Below are 21544 nucleotides of genomic sequence, written 5' to 3'. Positions count from 1 at the left end.
CTGCTCGCTCTGGCGGCCCGCGCAAGCTTCAGCGTGTCGATGTGAGACCGCGTTGCCGATAGCTGATCGCACCTGCAGATGACCACCGCGGGCGTTCGCCACCTCGTGGCCGAGGAAGCGGCTGAGGGACGCACAAGACGGTCCGGGACTTGTCCTTGACTACGGCCCGGTCACTTCCCGGAGCCGGCCGGCCAGGTATTTCCGTTCCGCGGCGTTGTCGGTGAGGTCTAGGGCCGCCCGGTAGGCGGTGGCGGCCTCGGCGTGCCGGCCGAGACGGTGCAGCAGGTCCGCCTTGATCGCGGGAAGGTAGTGGTACCCGGCCAGGCGCGGGTCGCTCTCCAGGGCCTCCACTTCACGCAGTCCGGTACCCGGGCCGGCGGCCATGGCCAGCGCCACGGCCCGGTTCAGTGCGACCACCGGGGACGGCCAGACCTGCCGCAGCCGGTCGTAGAGGCTGACGATCTGGGGCCAGTCGGTGTCTTCGTATCTGGGCGCATCCGCGTGCAGGGCAGCGATCGCGGCCTGCAGAAGATACCGGCCGGGCCGGCCCAGCCGCATGCCGCGCAGGATGAGGTTTCGCCCTTCCGTGATCGCCGTCCGGTCCCAGCGGGTACGGTCCTGCTCCGCCAGGCGCAGCAGTCGGCCCTGGGCGTCGGTACGGGTGGCCCGCCGGGCGTCGGTGAGCAGCAGCAGTGCGAGCAGCCCGGATACTTCCGGCTCATCGGGCATCAGCGCGTGGAGCATCCGGCTCAGGTGCAGCGCCCGGTCCGCCAGGTCGGCGCGCAGCAGCTGATCGCCGGAGGGCGCAGTATGCCCGGTCGTGTAGAGCAGGTGGATGACCGACAGCACGGCGTCCAGCCGCTCGGGCAGGTCCCGGCCCTGGGGTACCCGGAACGGGATGCGCGCCGCCGTGATTTTCTTCTTGGCCCGGGTGACCCGGGCCGCCATCGTCGCCTCGGAGACGAGGGACGCCTGGGCTATGTCGCCGGTACCGACCCCGCAGACCAGCCGGAGGGTGAGCGCCACCTGGGCATCCCGGGCCAGCGCCGGGTGGCAGCAGGTGAACACCAGGCGCAGCCGGTCGTCCGGGATGTAGTCGGCCGGATCGTCGATGAAGTCGGGGGCGGGCGGGTGGCCGCCGGCCGCGTCCGGCGCTCCGGCCTCGTCGGGTACCAGGAGCTGCGGCAGTTTCGCCCGGAACACCTGCTCCCGGCGGATCGCGTCCAGGGCCCGGCGCTTGGCCGTGGTGACCAGCCAGGCGGCCGGGTTGTCCGGGATACCGTCCCGGGCCCAGGCGGCCAGCGCTTGGGCGTACGCCTCCTGCACGCACTCCTCGGCCAGGTCCAGGTCGCGGGCAAGACGGACCGTCGCCGAGAGCACCAGCGCCCACTGGGCTCGGTGCGCTTCGGCGACGGCTTCGCGTACCTCTGCCGCTCTGTCCGTCATCCCAGCAGCGGACGGATCTCGACGCCGCCGCGCCAGGTGGCCGGGTTCCGCTTGGCGATCTGCAGGGCGTGGTCCAGGTCCTGCGCTTCGAGGATGTAGAACCCCGCGATGACCTCCTTGGCTTCGATGAACGGCCCGTCGGTGACCGTGTCTGCGCGCACTGATGTGGCGGTGGTGCTGGGTTGCAGCGCGAACCCGGTGACCACATGTCCGCCGAGGTCCTCTGCCTCCGCGGCGTGCCGCATGTGGGCCTCCTGCTCCTCGACCGGCATGTCGGCCATATCCGCCGGTGCCGGTGTGTAAAGCAGGATCGCGTACTGGGTCATGGCAGTTCCTTTCCTGAGTGGACGGTTTCCACGGGCGCCGTCTGGGCCGACGTGGGGTCGGGTTGCGGGCGCCCGAGCGGCGGCAGGTGCCGCAGGGTGGTAGCGAGCAGTATCGCCACACCGACCAGGATCGCGGCGCTGAGCGCAGCCACCGTGTGCAGCCCGGCCGCGAACGCCCGGTCCGCGGCGGACACCAGGGCCGCGCCGGCCTGCCCGGGCAGCTGGTGCGCCGCCTGGATCGCGCCGGTGATGCCGTCCCGGGCCGCCGCGGGGGCATCGGCCGGGATCCGGGCACGGTACACGGCGGTCATGACGCTGCCGAGTACCGCGACGCCCAGCGCATATCCGAAGTCGCCGCCGGTCTGCCCCATCGCCGCGGCCGAGCCGGCCCGTTCTGGCGGCGCGGCGCCGATGATCAGGTTGGTGCCCAGCGTGACCAGGGGAGCGGTACCGAGGCAGCTGATCAGGAAGCCGAGGATCAGCACGATGGGACCTGACGTACCGGACCGGGTCATCACAAGCAGCCCGGCGGCCGTGACCAGGACGCCGCCGGCGATCAGATGCGCAGGCCGGATCCGGCGGGCCAGCAGCGGCGCGATCTGGAACCCGACCACGGACGCCGCCATGCCTGGTGCCAGCGCAAGGCCGGCGCGCAGCGGGGACAGGCCGTCGACGAGCTGGAAGTACTGCGCCACAAGGGCCATGGTGCCGCCGGAGAGCATCGAGTACACGAGCATGCTGCCCAGCGTGGCGCTGAACGTACGGCCGGCGAACAGCCGCAGGTCCAGCAGCGGGTCGGCGAGCCGACGCTGCCGCCGGACGAACACCACGCCGACCGCGAACCCGACCACCACCAGCAGGGCAGGAGTGACCCGCCAGCCGTCCCCCGCCAACGACTTCAGGCCCTGGACGGCGGGCAGCACGGCGGCGAGGGACAACACGACGCTGGGCAGGTCCAGCCGACCGGCGGCCTCGTCCCGGTACTCCGGCAGCAGCACCGGTCCGACGACCAGCAGCAGCACCATGGCCGGTACTCCCAGCAGGAAGACCGACCCCCACCAGAAGCGCTCCAGCATCACCCCGCCCACGATGGGGCCGATGATCGCACCCACCGTGAAACATCCCGCCCAGACCCCGATGGCGCTCGCCTTCTGCCGGGGGTCCCGGAACATGTGGGTGATCAGTGACAAGGTCGACGGGGTGAGCGCGGCACCGGCGACGCCCAGCAGCGCCCGGACGGCGATCAGCATCGGCGCGCTGGCAGACCAGGCGGCAGCTATGGAGGCCACGCCGAACACGGCGGCACCAGCAAGTAGCAGCCGACGCCGGCCGATCCGGTCGCCCAGGGTGCCCATAGTGATCATGAACCCGGCCACCATGAAGCCGTACACATCAATGATCCACAGCTGTTGGACGCTGTTGGCGTGCAGGCCCCGGCTGATGTGCGGCAGGGCCAGCAGCACCACGAACATGTCCAGGGATACCAGCAGGGTGGGCAGGGCCAGCACGGCCAGCCCGATCCACTCCCGCATACCGGCCCGCGGCGCGGGACCCTCATGACTGCTCATCGTCGACTCCTCTCCCGCCATCCGCGCCGGGCACCGGCGGGCGGCGGCACTCATGCCTCATGAGTTCGTCGCGCGAGTGCCACGGAATCGACAACTGCTTCGAGAAGATCCCGGTGTGACCTGCCTCACGGCGAGCTTGGAAAGGCCCGACCGTTAAGAGACGTTGCGGGATTCGCCGTTTTTCTCCGCGCGGCAGGTCGCGATGCCGCGGTGCCGGGTGACCCAATCTGACCAGCCCTCGCGCTTGCCGTCGACCATGGGGGTGTCGTGTCAGCGGCGCGTCAGGACGGCAACGGCCCGGTATCAGGGCGGTCGGCGATGGTGGATCCATGAACGGTTCAGCGATCGCGGCCTCAAGGCCGGATGCGATCCCCTCGAGCGACCCGACCTGAGCAATCCGGATACCCCCGGCACCAACAGGACCGCATTCCACCATCGGTCCGTTTCGAACAGCTCCGCGAAAGAGGCAATTAGACATGGCCACAGGATCGAACGATCAGAAAAAGCGCTACCAGCAGTACCTGGAAATGGTCACAGGGCCGATCGAAGACAAGAGGCGCTACCGGCAGTACAAGGCGCGTACGGAACAACTTCCCGCGAACTATCAAACGACGATCGATGCGCTGCAGCGGTACATGCAGTTCTTCGGGCCGGGGAAGGCGGACAGCCTGCTGGCGATGCTGGAGGATCTCGCCGATCTCTTCGAACAGAACGCGGCGAACGGAACCCCGATCCGCGAAGTCGTCGGGGAAAAGCCCGTGGAGTTCGCCGAGGCATTTCTTCGGAACTACCCGGAGAGTCAGTGGATTAGCCGGGAGCGGGAACGGCTGACCAACACCATCGATCGGGTCGCGGGCGACAAGTCGTGACGAAACAGAGAACGGATATTCGGATGACAGCCAACGAGGCCCAAGGGCCTGCGATCCACGTGCAGGGCCTGGAGAAGTCGTACAAGGAACTGCAGGTGCTGCGCGGCGTGGACTTCGACGTGGCGCGGGGCAGCATCTTCGCCCTGCTCGGCTCGAACGGGGCGGGCAAGACCACGGTGGTGAAGATCCTCTCCACGCTGCTCAAGGCCGACGCGGGTACGGCCGGCGTCAACGGCTTCGACGTCGCCACGCAACCGGCGGACGTGCGAGAGTCCATCAGCCTCACCGGGCAGTTCGCGGCGGTTGACGAAATCCTCAGCGGGCGGGAGAACCTCGTGCTGGTCGCCCGACTGCGACACCTCAAGGATCCGGGCAAGATCGCGGATGATCTGCTCGAGCGTTTCTCGCTGACAGACGCAGGCGCGCGGAAGGTGTCGACGTATTCGGGTGGTATGCGCCGCCGCCTCGACATCGCGATGAGCCTGATCGGCAATCCGCCGGTCATCTTCCTCGACGAGCCGACGACCGGGCTCGACCCCCAGGCGCGCATCGAGGTGTGGCAGGCCGTCAAGGAACTCGCCGACCGGGGTACGACGGTGCTGCTCACGACGCAGTATCTGGACGAGGCCGAACAACTCGCCGACCGGATCGCGATCCTCCACGAGGGCCGGATCATCGTGAACGGCACCCTCGCCGAGCTCAAGCAACTGCTCCCGCCCGCCAAGGTCGAATACGTCGAAAAGCAGCCGACCCTCGAGGACGTCTTCCTCGCGCTCGTGGGTGCCGACGGCAAGAACGGCGACACCGCAATGACCGCAACGTCGGCACCGACAGAGTAAGGAACAACGATGACCAAGCATTTCTTCGGCGACACCGCCGTCCTGCTGGGACGGTCCCTGCGCCACATCACCCGCAGCGTGGACACGGTCGTCACGACCACGATCATGCCGATCGCCATGCTGCTGTTATTCGTCTACGTGTTCGGCGGCGCGATCAACACGGGGTCGGTTTCGTATGTGAATTACCTGCTGCCTGGCATTCTGCTCATCACGGTTGCCTCGGGCATCGCCTACACCGCATTCCGGCTCTTCCTGGATATGAAGAGCGGCATCTTCGAGCGCTTCCAGTCCATGCCGACCGCGCGGTCGTCCGTGCTGTGGGCGCACGTGCTGACCTCGCTGGTCGCCAATTCGATCTCGCTGGTGGTCGTCGTGCTCGTGGCCCTGCTCATGGGCTTTCGCTCGGGGGCGGGGGTGCTGGCGTGGCTCGCGGTCGCCGGCATGCTGATCCTGTTCACCCTGGCGTTGACGTGGATCGCCGTCATCCCCGGTCTGACCGCGAAGTCCGCGGACGGCGCGAGCGCATTCTCCTACCCGCTCATCTTCCTGCCGTTCATCAGCTCGGCATTCGTGCCCACCGGCACCATGCCCGGTCCTGTACGCGCCTTCGCAGAGCACCAGCCGGTGACCTCGATCGTCAACGCCATCCGCGACCTGTTCACACAGCAGCCGGTCGGCACCGACATCTGGATCGCCCTCGCCTGGTGTGTCGGCATCCTCATCGTCGCCTACTTCTTCGCCATGAACACCTACCGCCGCAAGATCTCCTAGGGCCGTGCTCTTGATCTAGATCAGCGTGGCGGAGAAAACACGAACCATCGCGAGTAGAACCCAGGCCGATAAGAGGAATGACCATGGAACACACCGTCACGACGCTGCCGACGGCACGTCAGTCCGGCTGCCCCTTTGACCCACCGGCAGAGCTGATCGAGGCCCGCCGGCACAGCCCCATCAGCCGCTTCCCCTTCCCCGACGGACACGAGGGCTGGCTGATCACCGGCTACGACCTGGTCAGGTCGGTCCTGGCCGATCCGCGGTTCAGCTCGCGCAAGGAGCTCATGCGCCACCACCCGCTGATGGACCTCAGCGGCATTGAGTTCCCCCCGGCGCCGCCCGGTGAGTTCCTGCTGATGGATGAGCCCCAGCACAGCCGGTACCGCAAACCGCTGGTGGGCAAGTTCACCGTACGGCGGATGCGGCAGCTCACCGAGCGCGTCGAGCAGATCACCGCCGACCACCTGGACGCCATGGAAAAGGCCGGGCCGCCGACGGACCTGGTGACCGCGTTCGCCAAGCCCATCCCCGTCATCGTGATCTGTGAGCTGCTGGGGGTGCCGTACGAGGACAGGGCGCGCTTCCAGGAGCAGATCGACGCGTTCCTCGGCGGGGAGACAAGCGACGAGGACCTGATTGCGGCCTACACCGCGACCCAGCAGTACCTCGCGGAGCTGGTGGCCGCCAAGCGTGCGAACCCCGCCGACGACGTGCTCAGCGACCTCATGGACAGCGATCTGACCGATGAGGAACTGCAGGGGATGAGCCTGATCCTGCTGTCGGCCGGGTTCGACACCACCGCGAACATGCTGGGGCTGGGCACCTTCGCTCTGCTGCGCAACCCGGCGCAGCTGGCCGCGCTGCGCGCCGACCCCGCGCTCACCGACAAGGCCGTCGAGGAGCTGCTGCGGTATCTGAGCGTCGCCAAGACGTTCACGAGGACGGCACTGGAGGACGTCGAGGTGGGCGGCCAGACCATCAAGGCCGGTTCGGCGGTCATCCTGTCGTACAACACCGCCAACCGTGACCCCGAGCGCTTCGCCGATCCCCACGCCCTCGACATCCAGCGCCAGGCCACCGGGCACCTGGCCTTCGGTCACGGCATCCACCAGTGCCTGGGTCAGCAGCTGGCCCGCGTCGAGATGCGGGTCGCCTTCCCCGCGCTGCTCAACCGCTTCCCCACGCTGCGCCTGGCCGTACCGGCCGAAGAGGTCGACTTGCGCCCGGAGACCGCGGACATCTACGGGGTCAAGAGCCTCCCGGTCACCTGGGACGTGTGACCGCCGGCCGGTGACGGGTGACGTCGCCTACGGCGCACTCACCACAACGAGTCCTAGACAGAAACAACCCAGGTCGTTGTCTGTACTGCCACCGCTTCGCGGGGCTCTTTGATGTCGCTGATGTTTACGCAGGCAGAGGTATCAAAGGAAATGGGGGGTTCGCTGCGGCACCAGCGGGCCCCCTCCTTCATCTCCACGCATGAGGCCTTCTCCACGTCTCGTGGATCGTCCGGCCGATTTCCGTCACCGTACGGGCGGTCTTCTTGGAGCGTTCACATTAATGATCGCGAATCCAGGGCCCCAAGAGTATGTTGCTCCGCAGCGTAAAGCGGAAATAAAGGAGCCCCTCTTGCGGCAGTCTTTCAAACGCCGGCGGCTGGCACGGCTCGTGGCGGCCGGTGTGGCCCTGGCGGCGATCATAAGTGGAACGGTGACAGCCTCGGCCTCGGCGTCCAGCAATGGCTGGGCTCGATGCCCATGGGGCTACTTCTGCCTGTTCAGCGGCTACAACGGCACGGGCACCATGTGGAAATACCGAACTTCTCAGTCCGACTTCGGGGCGGCCGGCCGAAATGCGGTCGGCTGGATCAATCGGACCAGGAACTACTCCTGCCTGTGGCCTGACAAAAACTACACCTCGTCGTCCATCAAGGTCGCCGCTCCCTCGATCATCAACCCGGCCAACCCCGCGTACGAGTCCGATGGGATCGACGCGGTGCTCTCGCAGTCCAAGTGGCGGCACCACTACGGCTCGGTGGTCCTTGCCCCTACCTGGCACGAATGCCTCACCCGTAAGCAGTACCACGAGTGGTATCGGCAGTACGACAGCCCGGAAGGAACGCCGAAGCCGTTCGGCTCCTTCCTCGGCAACGGCCAGAGCCAGATACTGATGCGCTCTCTGCAGGGGCACCTGTGGGTTCTCCCCGGCGACGACACGAAGCCGGTGGACCTCGGCGCGGGCTGGAACAGCATGAACGTGATCGTCCGGCACGGGGACTACACCGGCGACGGACGCGAGGACATCATCGCCCGTAACGCCAAGGGCGACCTGTACCTCTTCCCCGGCAACGGCAGGAACCACCTGGGCGCCCGGAAGCTGCTTGCCCACGGCTGGAACACCATGTCCTTGATCGCCGCAGTCGGCGACGTGACCGGCGACAAGAAGAACGACCTCATGGGCCGTGACCGCACGGGGACTCTGTGGGTCTATCCGGGCAACGGCAAGGGCGGCTTCGGCAGGCGAATCGCGACGGCTCACGGCTGGAACACGATCACCGCGCTCTTCGGCCCTGGAGAGTTCACCGGCGACGGCAAGGACGACATCGTCGCCCGTGACCGCTCGGGCAACATGTGGCTCTACCACGGCGCCGGCAAGGGCCGCTTCGGCAAGCGCACCCTGCTCTCCCGCGGAATATCCCAAGCCTGGGAGCTCTTCTCGGTCGGGGACGTGGACGGCGACGCCAAGAACGATTACTTCCAGGCGTACGCCAGTGTGAGCCTCGGCTCGTTCAATCTCTTCTCGGGCACGGGCAAGGGTGGAATCGTACGTAAGCCGGGCTGGCAGGCGACCTACGACCTCGATCCTCGGGAACTCTTCCTGTAAGCCCGATCGAGTCGCGCTCGGCAGCGGCAACGGCCCCGTCCTGAACCTGAGGACGGGGCCGTTGCCTTCAGCGGCAGTCCTGACCGAGCCGGGCCGCAGCGCGCCCGTCAGGAGGAGCCCTGGTGGGTGCGGCGGAAACGGGCCGGGGTGGAACCCGTGGCCTGGCGGAAAGCCCGGTTGAACGCGGATTCCGAGTCGTACCCCACCGCGGCCGCCACCGCGGCGACGGTGAGGTCGGTCTCGATGAGGTGCTCGGCCGCGATCATCATCCGGATCTGCGTGACGCACTCGCCCACCGTCAGCCCCGTGGACCGCAAGAAGTTGCGGGCGAGCGTGGCCCGCGACATGGCGGCCACCTCGGCCAGACGCGCGACCGTCCAGTCGTCATCTGGATCTTGCAGCACCGCCTCGATGACCGGCCGGAGCCGCGGATCGTCGGCGGCGGTCCACGCGGGCGCCCCGACGAACCGGCTCGGCGATGCCCGCAGCACCATGGCGAGCAACGCGTTGCACAGGGACGACAGGACCGCACCAGTGCCGAGCCCGTCGTGGCGCGCCTCCTGCCGCATGAGCGTGCTCAGCATCCACACGATCTCATCGGCCTGCGCGAATGACACCTGCAGCGGGTCGGGCAGGCTCCGGAACAGCATGGCCCCAGCGCCGGAGCCGAACGTGTAATGGCCGCAGAGCAGGTCCATGATGACCTCCCCCGACTGGCTGCGCATGATCTGGAAGGTGTCACCCGGCTCCTCGACGACACCTTGGCCGCCCACACCGGCCGTCCGGACGCGGTGGGCCTGTCCGCCCGGTAGCAGCACGACGTCGCCCGCCGTCAGCTCGATGCGCAGATCGGCGACCTCGATCGTGCACGCGCCCTCGAGTAGCAGGTGGAAGGCCGCGTTGCCCGTGCCGTACGCCGGCACGTCCATCGTCGTCGCGCCGGAGAGAAGGCAACGCTTGTCCAGGAACGCCTGCAGTCTCGCCAGGCGGACGATCTCACTGATCCAGTCCATGATGAGACGCTCGCGAAGAAAAGTGAGACGAATCCGTCTTATGCGCTCAATTGTAGGTGTTCAAGACTGAGGTCATGACCACCCTCAACAACGTTCTCCACGCCGATGTCCTGGTCATCGGCTTCGGTAAGGGCGGCAAGACCGTGGCCGCCGAGATGGGCCGCCGTGGCAGGAACGTCGTGCTCGTGGAGCAGTCGGACCGCATGTACGGTGGCACCTGCCCCAATGTGGGATGTGTGCCGACGAAGGCGCTCGTGCACCACTCCGGCAAGCGCCGTACGGACGATTCTCCGCAGGAGTGGTACGAGCGGGCCGTCGGCAGCGTCCAGGCGCTCACCACGCGGTTCCGGGGTGGCAACTACGACGCGCTGAACGGCGCCGACACCGTCAGGGTCGTCACCGGCCGGGCCGTGTTCGTCGACCCGCACACCGTGGCCGTCGGGGCGGGTGAGGACAGGCTCACCGTCACCGCCGAGACCATTCTGATCAATACCGGCTCCGAGCCAATCGTCCCCGACATCCCCGGCATGCGCGCCAGCAAGCGGGTCGTGACCAGTGCCGACCTCATCCAGACGACGGAGTTGCCGAAGCGGCTCGCGATCATCGGCGGCGGTTACCTCGGCATTGAGTTCGCCTCGATATATCGCCGCTTCGGCTCGCAGGTCACCGTGCTCGAATCGGCTCCCGAGATCCTCGGCCGGCTGGACGACGACGTCGCCGCCGTGGCTGAGGGCATCCTCGTGGGTGAGGGAATCGAGATCGTCACGGGCGTGCGCGTCACCGAGGTGAGCGATGGCGAGAGCGTGACGATCGTCGTCTACGAAAAGGACGGGAGGTGGCAGGCCATCGAGGCCGACGCCGTGCTCGCCGCAATCGGGCGCGCGCCGGCGATCCGTGATCTCGGGCTCGAGGCCGCAGGTGTCCGCACGACCGATCGCGGCGCGATTGAGGTAGACGAGTACCTGCGGACGAGCCGGCCGCACATCTTCGCCCTCGGCGACGTCAACGGCGGGCCGCAGTTCACCTACGTCTCCCTCGACGACAGCCGCATCGTCATGGATCAGCTCGTCGGGGAGGGTCGCCGCTCGACGGCGGATCGGGTGGCGATCCCCAACACACTCTTCATGACCCCGCCGCTGGCGACCGTGGGCATCACAGAGAGGCGGGCCCGCGAGGAGGGCCGCAACGTGAAGATCGCCAGCGAGCTGGTGGCCGACATCGTGGCCATGCCTCGCGCGTACGTCGTCGAGGAGACCCGCGGGGTCATGAAATTCGTGATCGACGCCGAGACGGACGAGATCCTCGGGGCGGCGCTGCTGAGCATCGACGCGCAGGAGCTGATCAACACGGTCGCGCTCGCCATGCGGCACGGCATCAAGGCGGCCGAGCTGCGCGGCGCCGTTTACACCCACCCCAGCTCCACGGAGGCGTTCAACGAGGTGCTCGGCACCATCGTGCGCTGAGGACCGACTATTTCCGTGGTTACGGCGAAGCCGTCGCGCAAGCTCCCCAGGCTCGAACCCTGGACCTGGCGCCAGAGATTTTCCCAGTTCAGAGCCCTGCCAGGCCTCTTTCTGCTTTCCGATCATGTGTCGCGGGAAGCCGAGCGCAGCCACGATGCCGCCGGGGGCAATCGACCTAGACGGGGTAAATGCGGCTAAACTTCCAACGATCAGCATTGGTCCCCGTTAGGTGAGCGGCTTTGAACATCCCTCCGCGGCCCGGTGGCGAGTGGCGGTTCAACCCCCCGCCCGGCTGGCCTGCTCCGCCCAAAGACTGGATCCCGGCTCCGACCTGGTCTGGGCCGGACCCGAGCTGGCCGGCGCCTCCAGCGAACTGGCCATGGTGGGTGCGCGACGAGGTGGCCATCCCGGGTGGTGGCGACACCATGGCGTTCGATGCGCCTCTGGTCGGCCCGGCTTCCGCCAACCCGGCTCCCGTGGGGCTGCCTCCCATGGGTCAGGCGCCGATGAGCCCGCCTCCGATGGGCCCGCCTCCGGGCGGTGCCGAGACGATGGCCTTCGGCGGGGCTCCGGCAGGCTCGGCTCCCATGGGGGCGCCGCCGATGGGTCGGGCGCCGATGGGCCCGCCTCCGATGGGCCCGCCTCCGGGCGGTGCCGAGACCATGGCCTTCGGCGGGCCTCCGGCAGGCTCGGCTCCCATGGGGGCGCCGCCGATGGGCCCGCCTCCCATGGGTCCACCCCCGATGGGTCAGGCGCCGATGGCCCCGGCCACCTACGATCAGGTCCCGCACGACCAGCCCGCCTATGATCAGGCCGCCTACGATCAGGCACCGTACGATCCGGCGTTCTACAACCAGGCACCGTACGATCCGGGACAGTTCAATCCGGCCCCGGCGCAGGCCGGGCGGTCCGGTACGGGTCTCAAGGTCCCGTGGAAACTGGTGGGGATCGGCGCCGCTGTCGTGGTCGTCGGCGTCGCCGCCTTCCTGGCCTACGGTGGGCCGGGAAACGATGCTGTCGGCACCACCTCAGCCGGCTCCACGGCCTCCTCCGCGCCGGAGGACGCCGCTACACAAGAGCAGGCCGCGGCGATCGACAAGGTCCTCGATGCGAGCAAGCCCAGTCGGGGCAAGCTCCAGCAGGGGCTCAGCCAGATGCTGCACTGCTCGAAGCCCGGCCAGGCCGTCGCGACGCTCCAGCGGGTCACCCAGCAGCGAGCCTCGCAGGTCCAGCAGGCGAAGAAGCTGAAAGTCGACGCGCTCGACGGAGGCGATGCTCTGAAGCGGCATCTCGTGGATGCGCTCACGGCGTCGCAGCAGGCCGATGCGGCGTACCTGAAATGGGCGCAGAAGCGTCAGGCTCTCCACTGCAAGGGGAAGACCGCGGGGGATCCCTTCTACGACGCCGGGACCACGGCCTCGTTGAAGGCCACCAAGTCCAAGACCGCGTTCGTCAAGCTGTGGGGCCCGATCGCGGAGCAGGAGGGGCTGCCCGCTCGCACCACCGGAGAGATCTGAGGTTTCCTCCACGCCTCACAGACGGACGGATCAGGCGGGCGCTCCTGGAGAACAGGAGCCCCGCGCTCCGGCCCAAGCTTGCCGGGACCAGGGGGTTCAGGCGCTCCAGTCCGATGGCGGCCGAAAGCCAGAAGCCGGTGCCGCCGCTTTCGGCGGACGGCTAAGCTCGAAAGCGTAGACGCCAGATCCACAGGGGTCTCGCGTGCCGCAGGCGGCACTCTCAACAGGGAGAAGACGACATGACCGCCGAGCCACATGAGCTGCCCACGGCTCGGACGCTTGAGCAGATCATCGAATCCTTGAAGGTCGACAGGAGCCCTCGTAACATCCGCGCATGCCTGCCTCCAGAGGATCGCGACCACTTCGACAAGGATTACCGGCAGATTATGGCCAGGGCCATGGAGGAACTGGACCTCGCACCTGTCAACGACACCCTGGCCCACTGGTGGCACGTGGCCAGGATGAAGGCGAGCGGAGAATACGAAGAGGTTCTCGCACGTGCTGTGCGCGTCCGAGATCAGATCGAGCGCGGAGAGCAGGTGTCAGGCAGGCCGCTTCGCGACGTTCTTGCCGAGCGTGCCGCCGAGCTTGGTGTGAAGCTGGATCTTTAGATGTACACGGTCGGCATGAGCAAGGTCGTAGAAGAGCAGATCACAGCACTTCCGGCCGAGGCCCTTGTCCCCTTCCATGAAGTGACCGTGTTCTTGCAGGTCGCCCCGTGGAATGGCAAACCCTTCGTAGGGGAGAGACCTGACGCGCCAATGCGGACGCGGACGTTCGGGAACGGCGGGTCGGGAATGGTGAGCTACTTGATCATCGAGTACCGCCGCATGGTGGAAATCATTCACGTGGTTTGGTACGGCTGACAGCGCTGAGAGGGCGCGGCCGAGCGTGTGGTCAGGGCACAGGACTGAGCCGCCGTGCCCAGCGTTGGCGGCCAGCGCCCTTGGCCGTCCGCTCACGAGGCGGAATCGAACGAGTGGCGGCCCTTCCATACGAACAGGGCCCGGATCGGCCCCGAAAGCCCTGTTCGTGATCGCGTTCAGTCTTCGTCTTCTCCGTCGCCCACGAGGAGTTCGTACAGGCCGTCGCCGCGGGGGATGCGCGATTCGGCGGGGAAGTCCAGGACGTACAGGCCCGCCTGGTCGTACAGGCTGTAGGAGGAGAAGTCCTCGCCCTGGGCGAGGACGACCAGCCGGGAGCCGGCGCGCCAGACCGCGTTGTGCCAGTCGTCCTCGTCTTCGTCACCGTGCTCGCCGACGACCTCCGGTTCTCCCAGGTGCTCGGTCAGCGTCTCAAGAGCCTCCTGCCAGACTGCGTCGAACTGCTCACGGTCGGCGGACTTGTCGACCTCCCACTGGTCGGACGGCGTGTGCTGGGGGAACTCGTCGAGATCCGGGTCGTCGTCGGCGTCCTCATCGTCGGACTCGTAGAAGAGCGCGAAGGCCACCGCGAAGCCCGTCACCTCGTCGTCGTCCGACCAGCGGACGTCAACGTCCCAATCGCCGACGGCGAGCCGGGGGTCCTTCAGGTCATCGATGACACGCCCGATGACCGAGCCGCCGGGAGGGGCGGGCCAGCCCGACCGCAACCAGGCGGCGTCCAGAGCGTCCCGGTCCCATGGCGAGTCGGCCAGGGTGGTCACGGCGCTGACGAGCGCGGGAGTGATGGGGTGCCAGGCAAGGGCCATGGTGGGGGAAATCCCTTCAAGCAAGGCGTGATGGTGAGGGCCTGGGAGGCCGTGGCCTCGTTCGCCAAAGCCGCGAAACCGGCCATAGAGGCGTACCCGAAGGCAGTGATCAAGCGTAGCGCCGGGGGGCGCCGCTACCGATCGCGGCGGGAGATCAGATGCGTCAGTGCGGCGACCCCGCGGTACGGGTCGGTACGGCCCGCCCGCTCCTCGCAGGCGAGAAGCGCGTCGAAGTCTTCAGGTACGGACGCGTCGTCGGGGGCCAGATCGGTGAAGACCCGCACGCCGTACCATTCACGGACCGACAATCCATGACGAGCCAGCGTCGACCGAAGGTTGGCAAGCCGATCCGCACGTGCGGTCACGCCGACCCGGTTGCTGTAGATCATGTCGTCGAACGCCCGATATGCGGTCTCCCAGTCGCCGGACAGGCCTGGCCGCATCGCCAAGGCGTCGCCGTTCCTGACGAGGAGGGAGACCAGGCCGCCGGGTGCGGTCGCATCGGCGATCGAGCGGATCACGGGCTCCGGGTCGTCGAAGTACATCAGCACGCCATGACACATCACGACGTCGAAGGGGCCGGCGGGCAGCTCCTCGGCCGAGCCGTGCACCACCTCCACGTCGAGATCGGGCGTTAAAGCGGCCGTCAGCCGGGCGAGCAGTTCCCGCGAGGAGTCCAGCGCCGTGACCCGGTGCCCGCGCGCCGCCATCCGCAGGGCCTGGGTGCCCTGCCCGCATCCGACGTCCAGGACGCGCGCCGGTGCGTCGGGGAGGTACGGCTCCAGCTGACGGGTGACCAGTTCCTGGCGTACGGCATCCCTGAGCTTGCCCAAGCGCGCCTGCCACTGGTTCTCGCCCGATGCGAACTCCATGCGGTCCTCTTCTCGCGAATCGCCGACGCCTGCCTCCTCGGCCAAGGGTAGAAAGTCGGTTGCCGGGCGGTTCGGCCGGTTCATATCTTGCGTTCGGTCGCCGGCCGGGACGGCCTGCCGTACGGCACGGCACTGGCGATGCGAGATCCGTACAGGCGGCAGGACGAGCACTGACCGCGAAACGACGACGCGCCCGCCGCGGGAGAGATCCCGCGACGGGCGCGCCCGTGTCAGCTGAGGTCAGCCGAAGAGGTTGTACGTGGTGAAACCGGTCTTGGTCTTGACGGGCGACGCGAAGGTGCCGTTGCCGTTGCCCTTCCAGAGGTACATGGACCCGGCGCTGTTCACGACGACGAGGTCGGACTTGCCGTCGCCGGTCACGTCACCGGGGGTGACGATGTACTTGGCCGACGCGAACGTGGTGGAGCTGCCGACCAGCTTGCGGGAGCTCATGGTGAACGTGCCGCTCGCGTTGCCGGCGTGCAGGTAGAGCGCGCCCTTGGAGGTGCGGCCCAGCAGGTCGGGCTTGCCGTCGCCGTTGTAGTCGCCGTGCCCGACGACCTGGGAGTAGGCGAGCCAGCCGGTGCTGAGCTTCTTGGCGGCGCCGAAGGTGCCGTTGCCCTTGCCCGGGTAGACGTACAGGTAGCCGGCGGAGGTCACCGACATCAGGTCGGGCAGCGCGTCGCCGGTCACGTCGCCGGGCGTGATGATCTGCTTGACGGCGCCCCAGCTCGACGAGAGCTTGGTGTTGACGAACGAGGACCCCGACTTGTGCCGCCAGTAGAGCGCGCCGGTGGTGGTCCGCACGACGTAGTCCACGATGCCGTCGCGGTTGAGGTCGGTCTGCAGGACCTTGTTCCACGAGCTGTAGCCGCTGCCGGCCGAGGAGTACGTCGTGAGGGTGGCGCCCTTGAAGTACCGCGCCGTGCCGCCCTTGGAGGCGCGGGCGAACACGTCGGCCCGGCTGTCGCCGTTCCAGTCGGTGTCGAAGACCCGGGCCAGGGTGACGCCGGTGTAGGTGGACACCTTGGTGAAGACCGGGTACGTGCCGGCGATGCCGCATTCCTTGGTCACGGTGCCGGACTCGTCGAACTGCGCTATTCCCCAGGAGACGATGCCGACAATCTTTCCACCGACCACCAGCGGACCGCCGGAGTCACCGGAGCAGGTGGTGGTCGTCGTGGCGTCGTCGCCGGTCGCGACCGGGCCGGCGCAAATCATGTGGCCCGCGATGAAGTCGCCCGTGAGGGCCGAGTTGCAGGTGGAGTCCGCCTGGATCGGCAGGGTCGCCTTCTTGAGCACGTCCGATCCCGGGTCGTTCGGGTCGGAGGTGGTGTTGCCCCAGCCGTAGACCGTCGCGTTGGTGCCGGCCTTGTACAGGGCGGTGTCCGTGCTGGCAGCGATCTTCGCCGTGGCCATCGGGAACGTCCCGTCCAGCGTGAGAACGGCCACGTCGTTGTCGGTCTTCGCCTCGTTGTACGACGGGTTGGACCACTGCCGCTTGACGAAGGACAGCTTGGCGTTCGGAGGAAGGGTGTCGGTTGGCACATTGGCCGTGTTGCCGACGATCACGCCGTTGTTGTACCAGTCCAGGCCGGAGACGCAATGAGCGGCCGTCAACACCTTGTTGGGGGCGATCAGCGCACCACCGCAGAACAGCGCCTCGGTATCGCTGAGGAAGTACCACAGCTGAACCATGTACGGTGCCGCGGTGATGGCGGTCGTGGAGCCACCGACGATCGAGGGCTTGGGGGTGAACGTAGAGTTTTTCGATGTTTTCTGCGAGGTAGCCGGTGGTGTCGGCCGATTCGGCGAGGCCGTCTTCTCCGTGTAGCCGTACTTCTGGACTACTGCGGAAATCTCCTGGAAGCGAGCTTCAGGAGTCGTACGGTCGCCAATGACTGATGCCGAGCCAGTGGTCGTGGACGCCGAGGCGGTGGTGCCTGCGGTCGTGGCTACGAGGCCCAGTGCGATGATCGCAGCGGAGAGCGCACGGCGAGCGCCGGTGCTTCTCCTGCCGCCCTGAGCAGGATTCAAATGGGTCCCCTGTGAGAGAAGGCGCACTCCCCGAGTGCGCCTGAAGCCTGATGCCAGTGGGGGCCGCGCACACCGGAGGACCATGTGGGGGGCACATCTGGCGAACCTGATATTAGCGTCACGTTCCAAGGCAAGGTAGATCGTGATATCTGTTTGTGATGTATTAAGGGCATCGGTTCGTTAGTTGTCTGATTCCGACATATCCGATGAGCCCAATTCGATGGATTTAAGACTGCTCTAACGCCGTTTAAGTCGGCGCTAACCTCACAGTGCGTGACGGGTGTTCCTTCGCCGATGTGGCCCTGGCCAGAGGGCCTCGGAAACCGGATTGATGACGTCGCCAACTGTCGACTTTTGTCATATTTCGTGCTTGATGATCGCCTGTTATCGTCATGCTGACGATTAGGAGGCGGCGGTGGCGCTGAACGACCTGATGGGCCCTTTACTGGAGCCCGCTTTCACCCTTTGGGGCGTGTCCACGAGTTGGGCGGAGCTCCTCGGGTTCGCGACGGGAATCCTCACCGTGTGGCTGACCGTCCGCCAGCACATCGCGAACTGGCCGGTCGGCATCGCCAACGTCGTCTTGCTGGGGCTCGTCTTCCTTTCCGCCGGGCTGTACGCCGACGCGTCGCTGCAGATCGTCTACGTGCTCCTCGGCCTCTACGGCTGGTGGCAGTGGTTGTACGGCGGCGCCGGGGGCGCCAGGTTGACCGTCTCCCGCACGGGCCTGGCCGAGTGGTGCTGGCTCGTCGTCGCCGGGGCCGCGGCGACGGCCGCGCTCACGGTCGTGCTCGCCCGCTGGACCGACTCCGTCGTGCCGTTCTGGGACGCCCTCACGACCGCCCTGTCGCTCATGGCGACCTACGGCCAGTGCCGCAAGCTTCTGGAGTCGTGGTGGTTGTGGATCACCGTCGACGTGATCTACATCCCGCTCTACGCCTACAAGGGCCTCTACCTCACCAGTGCGCTCTACCTGATCTTCCTCGGGCTCTGCGTCGCCGGCCTGCTGGCCTGGCGCAGAGCGACGGCGGCGCGGCCGGTGGCGGTGGCGGCATGAGCGGCCCCTTCAGGCACGGCCTGGTCATCGGCAAGTTCTATCCGCCGCACGCCGGTCACCATCACCTGATCGACTCGGCGGCCGGCCGGTGCGACCTGCTCACGGTCGTCGTCGCCGCGTCGAGCGTGGAGACCATCCCGCTGGCCCGCCGTACGGCATGGCTGCGGGAGGCGCACCCGCAACCGAACGTCGTGGTGGCGCCCGTGATGGACGACGTCGAGATCGACTACGACGACCCGTTGATCTGGGAGGCGCACGTCGAGGTGTTCCGGCACGCGCTGGCGCTTGCGCACGGCACGGTTCCGGCGATCGACGCCGTCTTCTCCTCCGAGCCGTACGGACCCGAACTGGCCCACAGGTTCGGGGCGGCGCACGTGGCGGTCGACCCCGGGCGTGAGCGTCATCCGGTCAGCGGAACGATGGTCCGGGCGGATCCGCCGGCGGCGTGGCCCCGGCTCAGCCCGCCGGTCCGGGCCTACCTCGCCCGCCGCGTCGTGGTCGTGGGGGCCGAGTCGAGCGGCACCACGATGCTCGCCCGGTCGCTCGCCGCGAGCCTCGCCGCGCGCGGGGGAGTCTGGGCGGCGACCCGCTGGGTCCCCGAGTACGGCAGGACCTATTGCGAGGAGAAGCTCGCCGCGGCCCGCCGTACGGCCAAGCGGAACGGCGAGCCCGAGCCCTGGCTGGACGACCTCGAATGGGGCTCGGAGGAGTTCACGACGATCGCCGAGCGGCAGTTGTCGTGGGAGGACGCGGCGGCGCGGGTGGGCTCTCCCGTGCTGGTCTGCGACACCGACGCTCTGGCCACGTCGTTGTGGCACGAGCGTTATCTCGGCGCCCGATCGGCCGAGGTCGCGCGGATGCACGAACGGGCCCGGCACGACCTGTGGATCCACACCTCCGTCGAAGGTGTGCCGTTCGAGCAGGACGGCTGGCGGGACGGCGAGCACATCCGCGAGCGCATGGACGAACGCATCCGCCGCGAACTGGCCGACCGTGATCTTCCCCACGTGATCGTCACGGGCTTGCCCGAAGAACGGCTGGCTAGAGCCGTACGCGAGGTGGACGCGCTGCTGGCCCGTGGATGGGAGTTCGGGCGGCCGCTCACCGAACAGGAGTGAGGCGCGTGTCATTTCGCGTAATGGGAGGGGAAAGCGGCTAGCTTGTCCAGCTATGAACAGGCGGTGGGTGGGACCTGACGGGTACGAGATCGTGCCGGTGGACCACCAGGGCCGCCAGGTTCTCCGCGTGAAGCGGAAAGGCGTGCTCGTCGCCGACTGCGTGTCGGTGGAGGAGGTCGCGAGGCTCGTCGACCTGGCCGACCTCTGCGAGGTGATCCCGCTCCCGCGCCGGGGCGACGACCTGCGGACGGCCTCCCGGTAGTCGTCCGCGGCGGATCTTCCCGTGATCCGATCGTCACGGTGTGCGAGAGTCGCGGGTGCGTGAGGCGTAACCCCTCTAGCGTCGGGGGAACACAAACCCGTGAGGGGGGAACCTATGCGCCTGCCCACCATGCCCGTCCCGGTGCGCGTGCCCGTGAGCCGTCTGCCGGCCGCGGGTGTCGCGGGCCTGCTGATCCTGGGAGTCGCCTGCGCCGCCCCCGGCTCGGCGAAGGAGCCCCCGGTCTACGTCCTGAACCTGTACGGCGCGGAAGAGGGCCGCAGCGACCAGAAGCCCGGCGATCTGACGGTCTCGGAGTTCAGCACGCTCAACGGGGTGACCTGGCAGAGCTGGGGGCCCACCAGGGCGGCGGGATCGGGTGAGCTCACCGGCAGCTGGTGCCTTCCGCAGTGCATGGACACGCCGTACACCGCCACGGTGACGCTGAGCAACGTCGCCGCGGTCAAGGGCAAGGGCTACTTCACGAAGTACGAGATCACGGCGCAACTGCCCCAGGACCAGCGAGACAAGGCCGACCTGACCGGCACCCTGCCCACTCCGTGAACGGAGCAAGGCGTGCGGGAAAGGACTCGGAGATTGATTTCGCATCGGTAGTCGCGCCGTGTAAGGTTGCACCTGTCCGCGGCGCGAAAGCCCCTACGACAGGCCCCTATAGCTCAGTCGGCAGAGCGTCTCCATGGTAAGGAGAAGGTCAACGGTTCGATTCCGTTTGGGGGCTCCCCACTAGAACAGCCTGAAACGCCTCATCTGGAGATCATCCGGATGGGGCGTTCTGCGTTTTTGCGCGATTTCTGCGCGACGGATTGCGGCGCCCCCGCCGGTACGGCGCCAGCAGGTCGTCCAGCATGGCCACCGGCGAGTGCGGCGAGTAAGCCACCCGCTCAACCAGGGAGGCCTTCCAGCGGGCCGTCAGGGCCTTCAGAAGGTCCGCGATCATGCCGTCCGAGATGTGCGTGCAGACGCCGCGCATGCCTGGCACGGCGTGCCCCATCCGGTCCGCCTGGAGGATCTCCGGCACCCCGTCCTCGGCCATCCAGGTCCTCCAGTTGCCAGTCGACGCGGATCTTCCCAAGCTGGACGTACTGCGGCTGCAGGCCCATCAGCTCGCCCCAGCGCAGCTGCCATGCGCCGTTCACCAAGCCGTCCATCCAGGGTCTCCCGTCGGCCATCGCGGATGTGGCAGGTAGTCAGCGACAATCTGAATTGTGGGAATCTACATCGAGGCGAGGTGCTGTTGGTCGGAACGTCCGTGAGCCCGTAGGAAGGGTGAAGGTCGTGTTCGTGACAGTTGCACAGCATGTGGTTCGGCTAGCGCGCGTCTCCCGCGCGCGCGATCGCGGCAGCGCTCGCCGTGACCACGTTTGTCCTGGCGGCGGCCGGGTTGATGACACCGTGCCCAGCGAGTGCGGAAGCGCCGGAGGGCGGCGATCGTCTCACCGGCTCCGCGGTGATCGTCAAGGTTCCCCCCGACCACCCGACGCAAGCCTGCGCGGGCTGACGGCCATCTCGCAGACCAAGAACCTCGTCAACCATGGGCATCCAGGCGACGTGGTCCGGGTGGAAGGCCGGGATGCCGCAGGGGCGCGGGCTTCGCGGCCGGCCCGTTGGCGCGCTCGGCAACCCCCGATGACCCCGGTGCCCTGCGAGCCGCCCTGTGCCGGATCTGCTCGTCTTCGGACTGCTGGCTAGAGCCGCGGCCCCGTTGCTCGGGCGGCTGCGCCGCCGGACCGGGGATGATGCGCCGTGAACCGGACGCGCCATCCCCGGCCCCCAGAGACCTGTTGAGGACCGT

The 21544-nt window shown here is 67.7% G+C and carries 21 protein-coding genes and 1 tRNA gene; 14 read left to right on the top strand and 8 right to left on the bottom strand.

What is annotated here, in order from left to right:
- Nucleotides 1–159: 159 nt before the first annotated feature.
- Genes Pth03_RS09200 through Pth03_RS09190 form a run of 3 tightly spaced genes read right to left on the bottom strand, consistent with a single transcriptional unit; the run spans nt 160 to nt 3340 of the window.
- Nucleotides 160–1446, bottom strand: coding sequence for an RNA polymerase sigma factor (locus Pth03_RS09200; RefSeq protein ID WP_203943743.1), 1287 nt, complete (start codon nt 1444–1446; stop codon nt 160–162).
- Nucleotides 1443–1772 carry a YciI family protein gene (locus Pth03_RS09195; RefSeq protein WP_203943742.1) on the bottom strand — a complete coding sequence of 110 codons (330 nt, stop codon included), beginning with the start codon at nt 1770–1772 and terminating at the stop codon, nt 1443–1445. Before Pth03_RS09195 ends, Pth03_RS09200 begins: the two co-directional genes overlap by 4 nt.
- Nucleotides 1769–3340, bottom strand: a complete 1572-nt coding sequence (locus tag Pth03_RS09190) for an MFS transporter (RefSeq protein WP_203943741.1) — start codon at nt 3338–3340, stop codon at nt 1769–1771. The genes Pth03_RS09195 and Pth03_RS09190 overlap by 4 nt, the downstream gene beginning before the upstream one ends.
- Nucleotides 3341–3816: 476 nt before the next feature.
- Here Pth03_RS09190 and Pth03_RS09185 point away from each other — a divergent pair, with 476 nt between their 5' ends.
- The 5 genes from Pth03_RS09185 to Pth03_RS09165 all read left to right on the top strand — a co-directional run bounded on the left by Pth03_RS09185 (nt 3817) and on the right by Pth03_RS09165 (nt 8705).
- Nucleotides 3817–4209 carry a DUF1048 domain-containing protein gene (locus tag Pth03_RS09185; protein WP_203943740.1) on the top strand — a complete coding sequence of 131 codons (393 nt, stop codon included), beginning with the start codon at nt 3817–3819 and terminating at the stop codon, nt 4207–4209.
- Between the two features lie 23 nt (nt 4210–4232).
- Nucleotides 4233–5048 (top strand): ABC transporter ATP-binding protein, encoded by an 816-nt coding sequence (locus Pth03_RS09180; protein ID WP_203943739.1) that lies wholly within the window; start codon nt 4233–4235, stop codon nt 5046–5048.
- 9 nt (nt 5049–5057) lie between these two features.
- The gene (locus tag Pth03_RS09175; protein ID WP_203943738.1) at nt 5058–5819 is read left to right on the top strand and encodes an ABC transporter permease; all 762 of its coding nucleotides are present in this window, start codon (nt 5058–5060) and stop codon (nt 5817–5819) included.
- Between the two features lie 83 nt (nt 5820–5902).
- Complete coding sequence (locus Pth03_RS09170; RefSeq protein ID WP_203943737.1) at nt 5903–7102, top strand: cytochrome P450; 1200 nt, start codon at nt 5903–5905, stop codon at nt 7100–7102.
- Nucleotides 7103–7451: 349 nt separating this feature from the next.
- Nucleotides 7452–8705 (top strand): FG-GAP-like repeat-containing protein, encoded by a 1254-nt coding sequence (locus Pth03_RS09165; protein ID WP_203943736.1) that lies wholly within the window; start codon nt 7452–7454, stop codon nt 8703–8705.
- A gap of 107 nt (nt 8706–8812) precedes the next feature.
- Here Pth03_RS09165 and Pth03_RS09160 read toward each other — a convergent pair whose 3' ends face one another.
- The gene (locus Pth03_RS09160) at nt 8813–9718 is read right to left on the bottom strand and encodes an AraC family transcriptional regulator (protein WP_203943735.1); all 906 of its coding nucleotides are present in this window, start codon (nt 9716–9718) and stop codon (nt 8813–8815) included.
- A 74-nt stretch (nt 9719–9792) separates the two neighbouring features.
- Between Pth03_RS09160 and Pth03_RS09155 the strand changes: the two genes are divergently transcribed.
- From Pth03_RS09155 to Pth03_RS09140, 4 genes are all read left to right on the top strand, one after another.
- Entirely contained in the window at nt 9793–11181 is a 1389-nt protein-coding gene (locus Pth03_RS09155; protein WP_203943734.1) for an FAD-dependent oxidoreductase, read from the top strand.
- A 239-nt stretch (nt 11182–11420) separates the two neighbouring features.
- Nucleotides 11421–12698 carry a hypothetical protein gene (locus Pth03_RS09150; protein WP_203943733.1) on the top strand — a complete coding sequence of 426 codons (1278 nt, stop codon included), beginning with the start codon at nt 11421–11423 and terminating at the stop codon, nt 12696–12698.
- Between the two features lie 239 nt (nt 12699–12937).
- Nucleotides 12938–13309 carry a DUF6247 family protein gene (locus Pth03_RS09145; protein WP_203943732.1) on the top strand — a complete coding sequence of 124 codons (372 nt, stop codon included), beginning with the start codon at nt 12938–12940 and terminating at the stop codon, nt 13307–13309.
- A 15-nt stretch (nt 13310–13324) separates the two neighbouring features.
- Nucleotides 13325–13564, top strand: a complete 240-nt coding sequence (locus Pth03_RS09140) for a hypothetical protein (protein ID WP_203943731.1) — start codon at nt 13325–13327, stop codon at nt 13562–13564.
- A 176-nt stretch (nt 13565–13740) separates the two neighbouring features.
- Here Pth03_RS09140 and Pth03_RS09135 read toward each other — a convergent pair whose 3' ends face one another.
- The 3 genes from Pth03_RS09135 to Pth03_RS09125 all read right to left on the bottom strand — a co-directional run bounded on the left by Pth03_RS09135 (nt 13741) and on the right by Pth03_RS09125 (nt 17381).
- Nucleotides 13741–14412, bottom strand: coding sequence for a hypothetical protein (locus Pth03_RS09135; RefSeq protein WP_203943730.1), 672 nt, complete (start codon nt 14410–14412; stop codon nt 13741–13743).
- Nucleotides 14413–14522: 110 nt separating this feature from the next.
- Entirely contained in the window at nt 14523–15260 is a 738-nt protein-coding gene (locus Pth03_RS09130) for a class I SAM-dependent methyltransferase (RefSeq protein WP_203943729.1), read from the bottom strand.
- Between the two features lie 240 nt (nt 15261–15500).
- Nucleotides 15501–17381 carry a trypsin-like serine protease gene (locus tag Pth03_RS09125; RefSeq protein WP_275413061.1) on the bottom strand — a complete coding sequence of 627 codons (1881 nt, stop codon included), beginning with the start codon at nt 17379–17381 and terminating at the stop codon, nt 15501–15503.
- Nucleotides 17382–17712: 331 nt separating this feature from the next.
- On the opposite strand from Pth03_RS09125, the gene pnuC reads away from it, so the two are divergent.
- From pnuC to Pth03_RS09100, 5 genes are all read left to right on the top strand, one after another.
- On the top strand, nt 17713–18354 hold the full coding sequence (pnuC, locus tag Pth03_RS09120) for a nicotinamide riboside transporter PnuC (RefSeq protein ID WP_203943727.1): 642 nt from the start codon (nt 17713–17715) through the stop codon (nt 18352–18354).
- Nucleotides 18351–19472: an AAA family ATPase gene (locus Pth03_RS09115; protein WP_203943726.1), complete on the top strand. Its 1122-nt coding sequence runs from the start codon at nt 18351–18353 to the stop codon at nt 19470–19472. Before pnuC ends, Pth03_RS09115 begins: the two co-directional genes overlap by 4 nt.
- A gap of 52 nt (nt 19473–19524) precedes the next feature.
- Nucleotides 19525–19734 carry a transposase gene (locus Pth03_RS09110; protein WP_203943725.1) on the top strand — a complete coding sequence of 70 codons (210 nt, stop codon included), beginning with the start codon at nt 19525–19527 and terminating at the stop codon, nt 19732–19734.
- 114 nt (nt 19735–19848) lie between these two features.
- The gene (locus Pth03_RS09105; protein ID WP_203943724.1) at nt 19849–20295 is read left to right on the top strand and encodes a hypothetical protein; all 447 of its coding nucleotides are present in this window, start codon (nt 19849–19851) and stop codon (nt 20293–20295) included.
- A 102-nt stretch (nt 20296–20397) separates the two neighbouring features.
- Nucleotides 20398–20470, top strand: a tRNA-Thr gene (locus Pth03_RS09100).
- A gap of 36 nt (nt 20471–20506) precedes the next feature.
- Here the strand turns inward: Pth03_RS09100 and Pth03_RS09095 are convergent.
- Nucleotides 20507–20785 carry a hypothetical protein gene (locus Pth03_RS09095; RefSeq protein WP_203943723.1) on the bottom strand — a complete coding sequence of 93 codons (279 nt, stop codon included), beginning with the start codon at nt 20783–20785 and terminating at the stop codon, nt 20507–20509.
- Between the last annotated feature and the right edge of the window lie 759 nt (nt 20786–21544).

The sequence above is a fragment of the Planotetraspora thailandica genome (genome assembly GCF_016863335.1).
GTDB classification, from domain to species: Bacteria; Actinomycetota; Actinomycetes; order Streptosporangiales; family Streptosporangiaceae; genus Planotetraspora; species Planotetraspora thailandica.
This window is presented reverse-complemented; position numbering and strand designations above follow the sequence as displayed.

Excerpts from the sequence above, each read along its gene's own strand:
- Pth03_RS09200 (WP_203943743.1), bottom strand. The coding sequence starts at position 1,446 with ATGACGGACAGAGCGGCAGAGGTACGCGAAGCCGTCGCCGAAGCGCAC.
- Pth03_RS09095 (WP_203943723.1), bottom strand. The coding sequence starts at position 20,785 with ATGGCCGAGGACGGGGTGCCGGAGATCCTCCAGGCGGACCGGATGGGG.
- Pth03_RS09185 (WP_203943740.1), top strand. The coding sequence starts at position 3,817 with ATGGCCACAGGATCGAACGATCAGAAAAAGCGCTACCAGCAGTACCTG.
- Pth03_RS09175 (WP_203943738.1), top strand. The coding sequence starts at position 5,058 with ATGACCAAGCATTTCTTCGGCGACACCGCCGTCCTGCTGGGACGGTCC.
- Pth03_RS09130 (WP_203943729.1), bottom strand. The coding sequence starts at position 15,260 with ATGGAGTTCGCATCGGGCGAGAACCAGTGGCAGGCGCGCTTGGGCAAG.
- Pth03_RS09110 (WP_203943725.1), top strand. The coding sequence starts at position 19,525 with ATGAACAGGCGGTGGGTGGGACCTGACGGGTACGAGATCGTGCCGGTG.
- Pth03_RS09140 (WP_203943731.1), top strand. The coding sequence starts at position 13,325 with ATGAGCAAGGTCGTAGAAGAGCAGATCACAGCACTTCCGGCCGAGGCC.
- Pth03_RS09155 (WP_203943734.1), top strand. The coding sequence starts at position 9,793 with ATGACCACCCTCAACAACGTTCTCCACGCCGATGTCCTGGTCATCGGC.
- Pth03_RS09105 (WP_203943724.1), top strand. The coding sequence starts at position 19,849 with ATGCGCCTGCCCACCATGCCCGTCCCGGTGCGCGTGCCCGTGAGCCGT.
- Pth03_RS09125 (WP_275413061.1), bottom strand. The coding sequence starts at position 17,381 with ATGGTCCTCCGGTGTGCGCGGCCCCCACTGGCATCAGGCTTCAGGCGC.
- Pth03_RS09195 (WP_203943742.1), bottom strand. The coding sequence starts at position 1,772 with ATGACCCAGTACGCGATCCTGCTTTACACACCGGCACCGGCGGATATG.
- Pth03_RS09160 (WP_203943735.1), bottom strand. The coding sequence starts at position 9,718 with ATGGACTGGATCAGTGAGATCGTCCGCCTGGCGAGACTGCAGGCGTTC.
- Pth03_RS09170 (WP_203943737.1), top strand. The coding sequence starts at position 5,903 with ATGGAACACACCGTCACGACGCTGCCGACGGCACGTCAGTCCGGCTGC.
- Pth03_RS09115 (WP_203943726.1), top strand. The coding sequence starts at position 18,351 with ATGAGCGGCCCCTTCAGGCACGGCCTGGTCATCGGCAAGTTCTATCCG.
- Pth03_RS09145 (WP_203943732.1), top strand. The coding sequence starts at position 12,938 with ATGACCGCCGAGCCACATGAGCTGCCCACGGCTCGGACGCTTGAGCAG.
- Pth03_RS09190 (WP_203943741.1), bottom strand. The coding sequence starts at position 3,340 with ATGAGCAGTCATGAGGGTCCCGCGCCGCGGGCCGGTATGCGGGAGTGG.
- Pth03_RS09180 (WP_203943739.1), top strand. The coding sequence starts at position 4,233 with ATGACAGCCAACGAGGCCCAAGGGCCTGCGATCCACGTGCAGGGCCTG.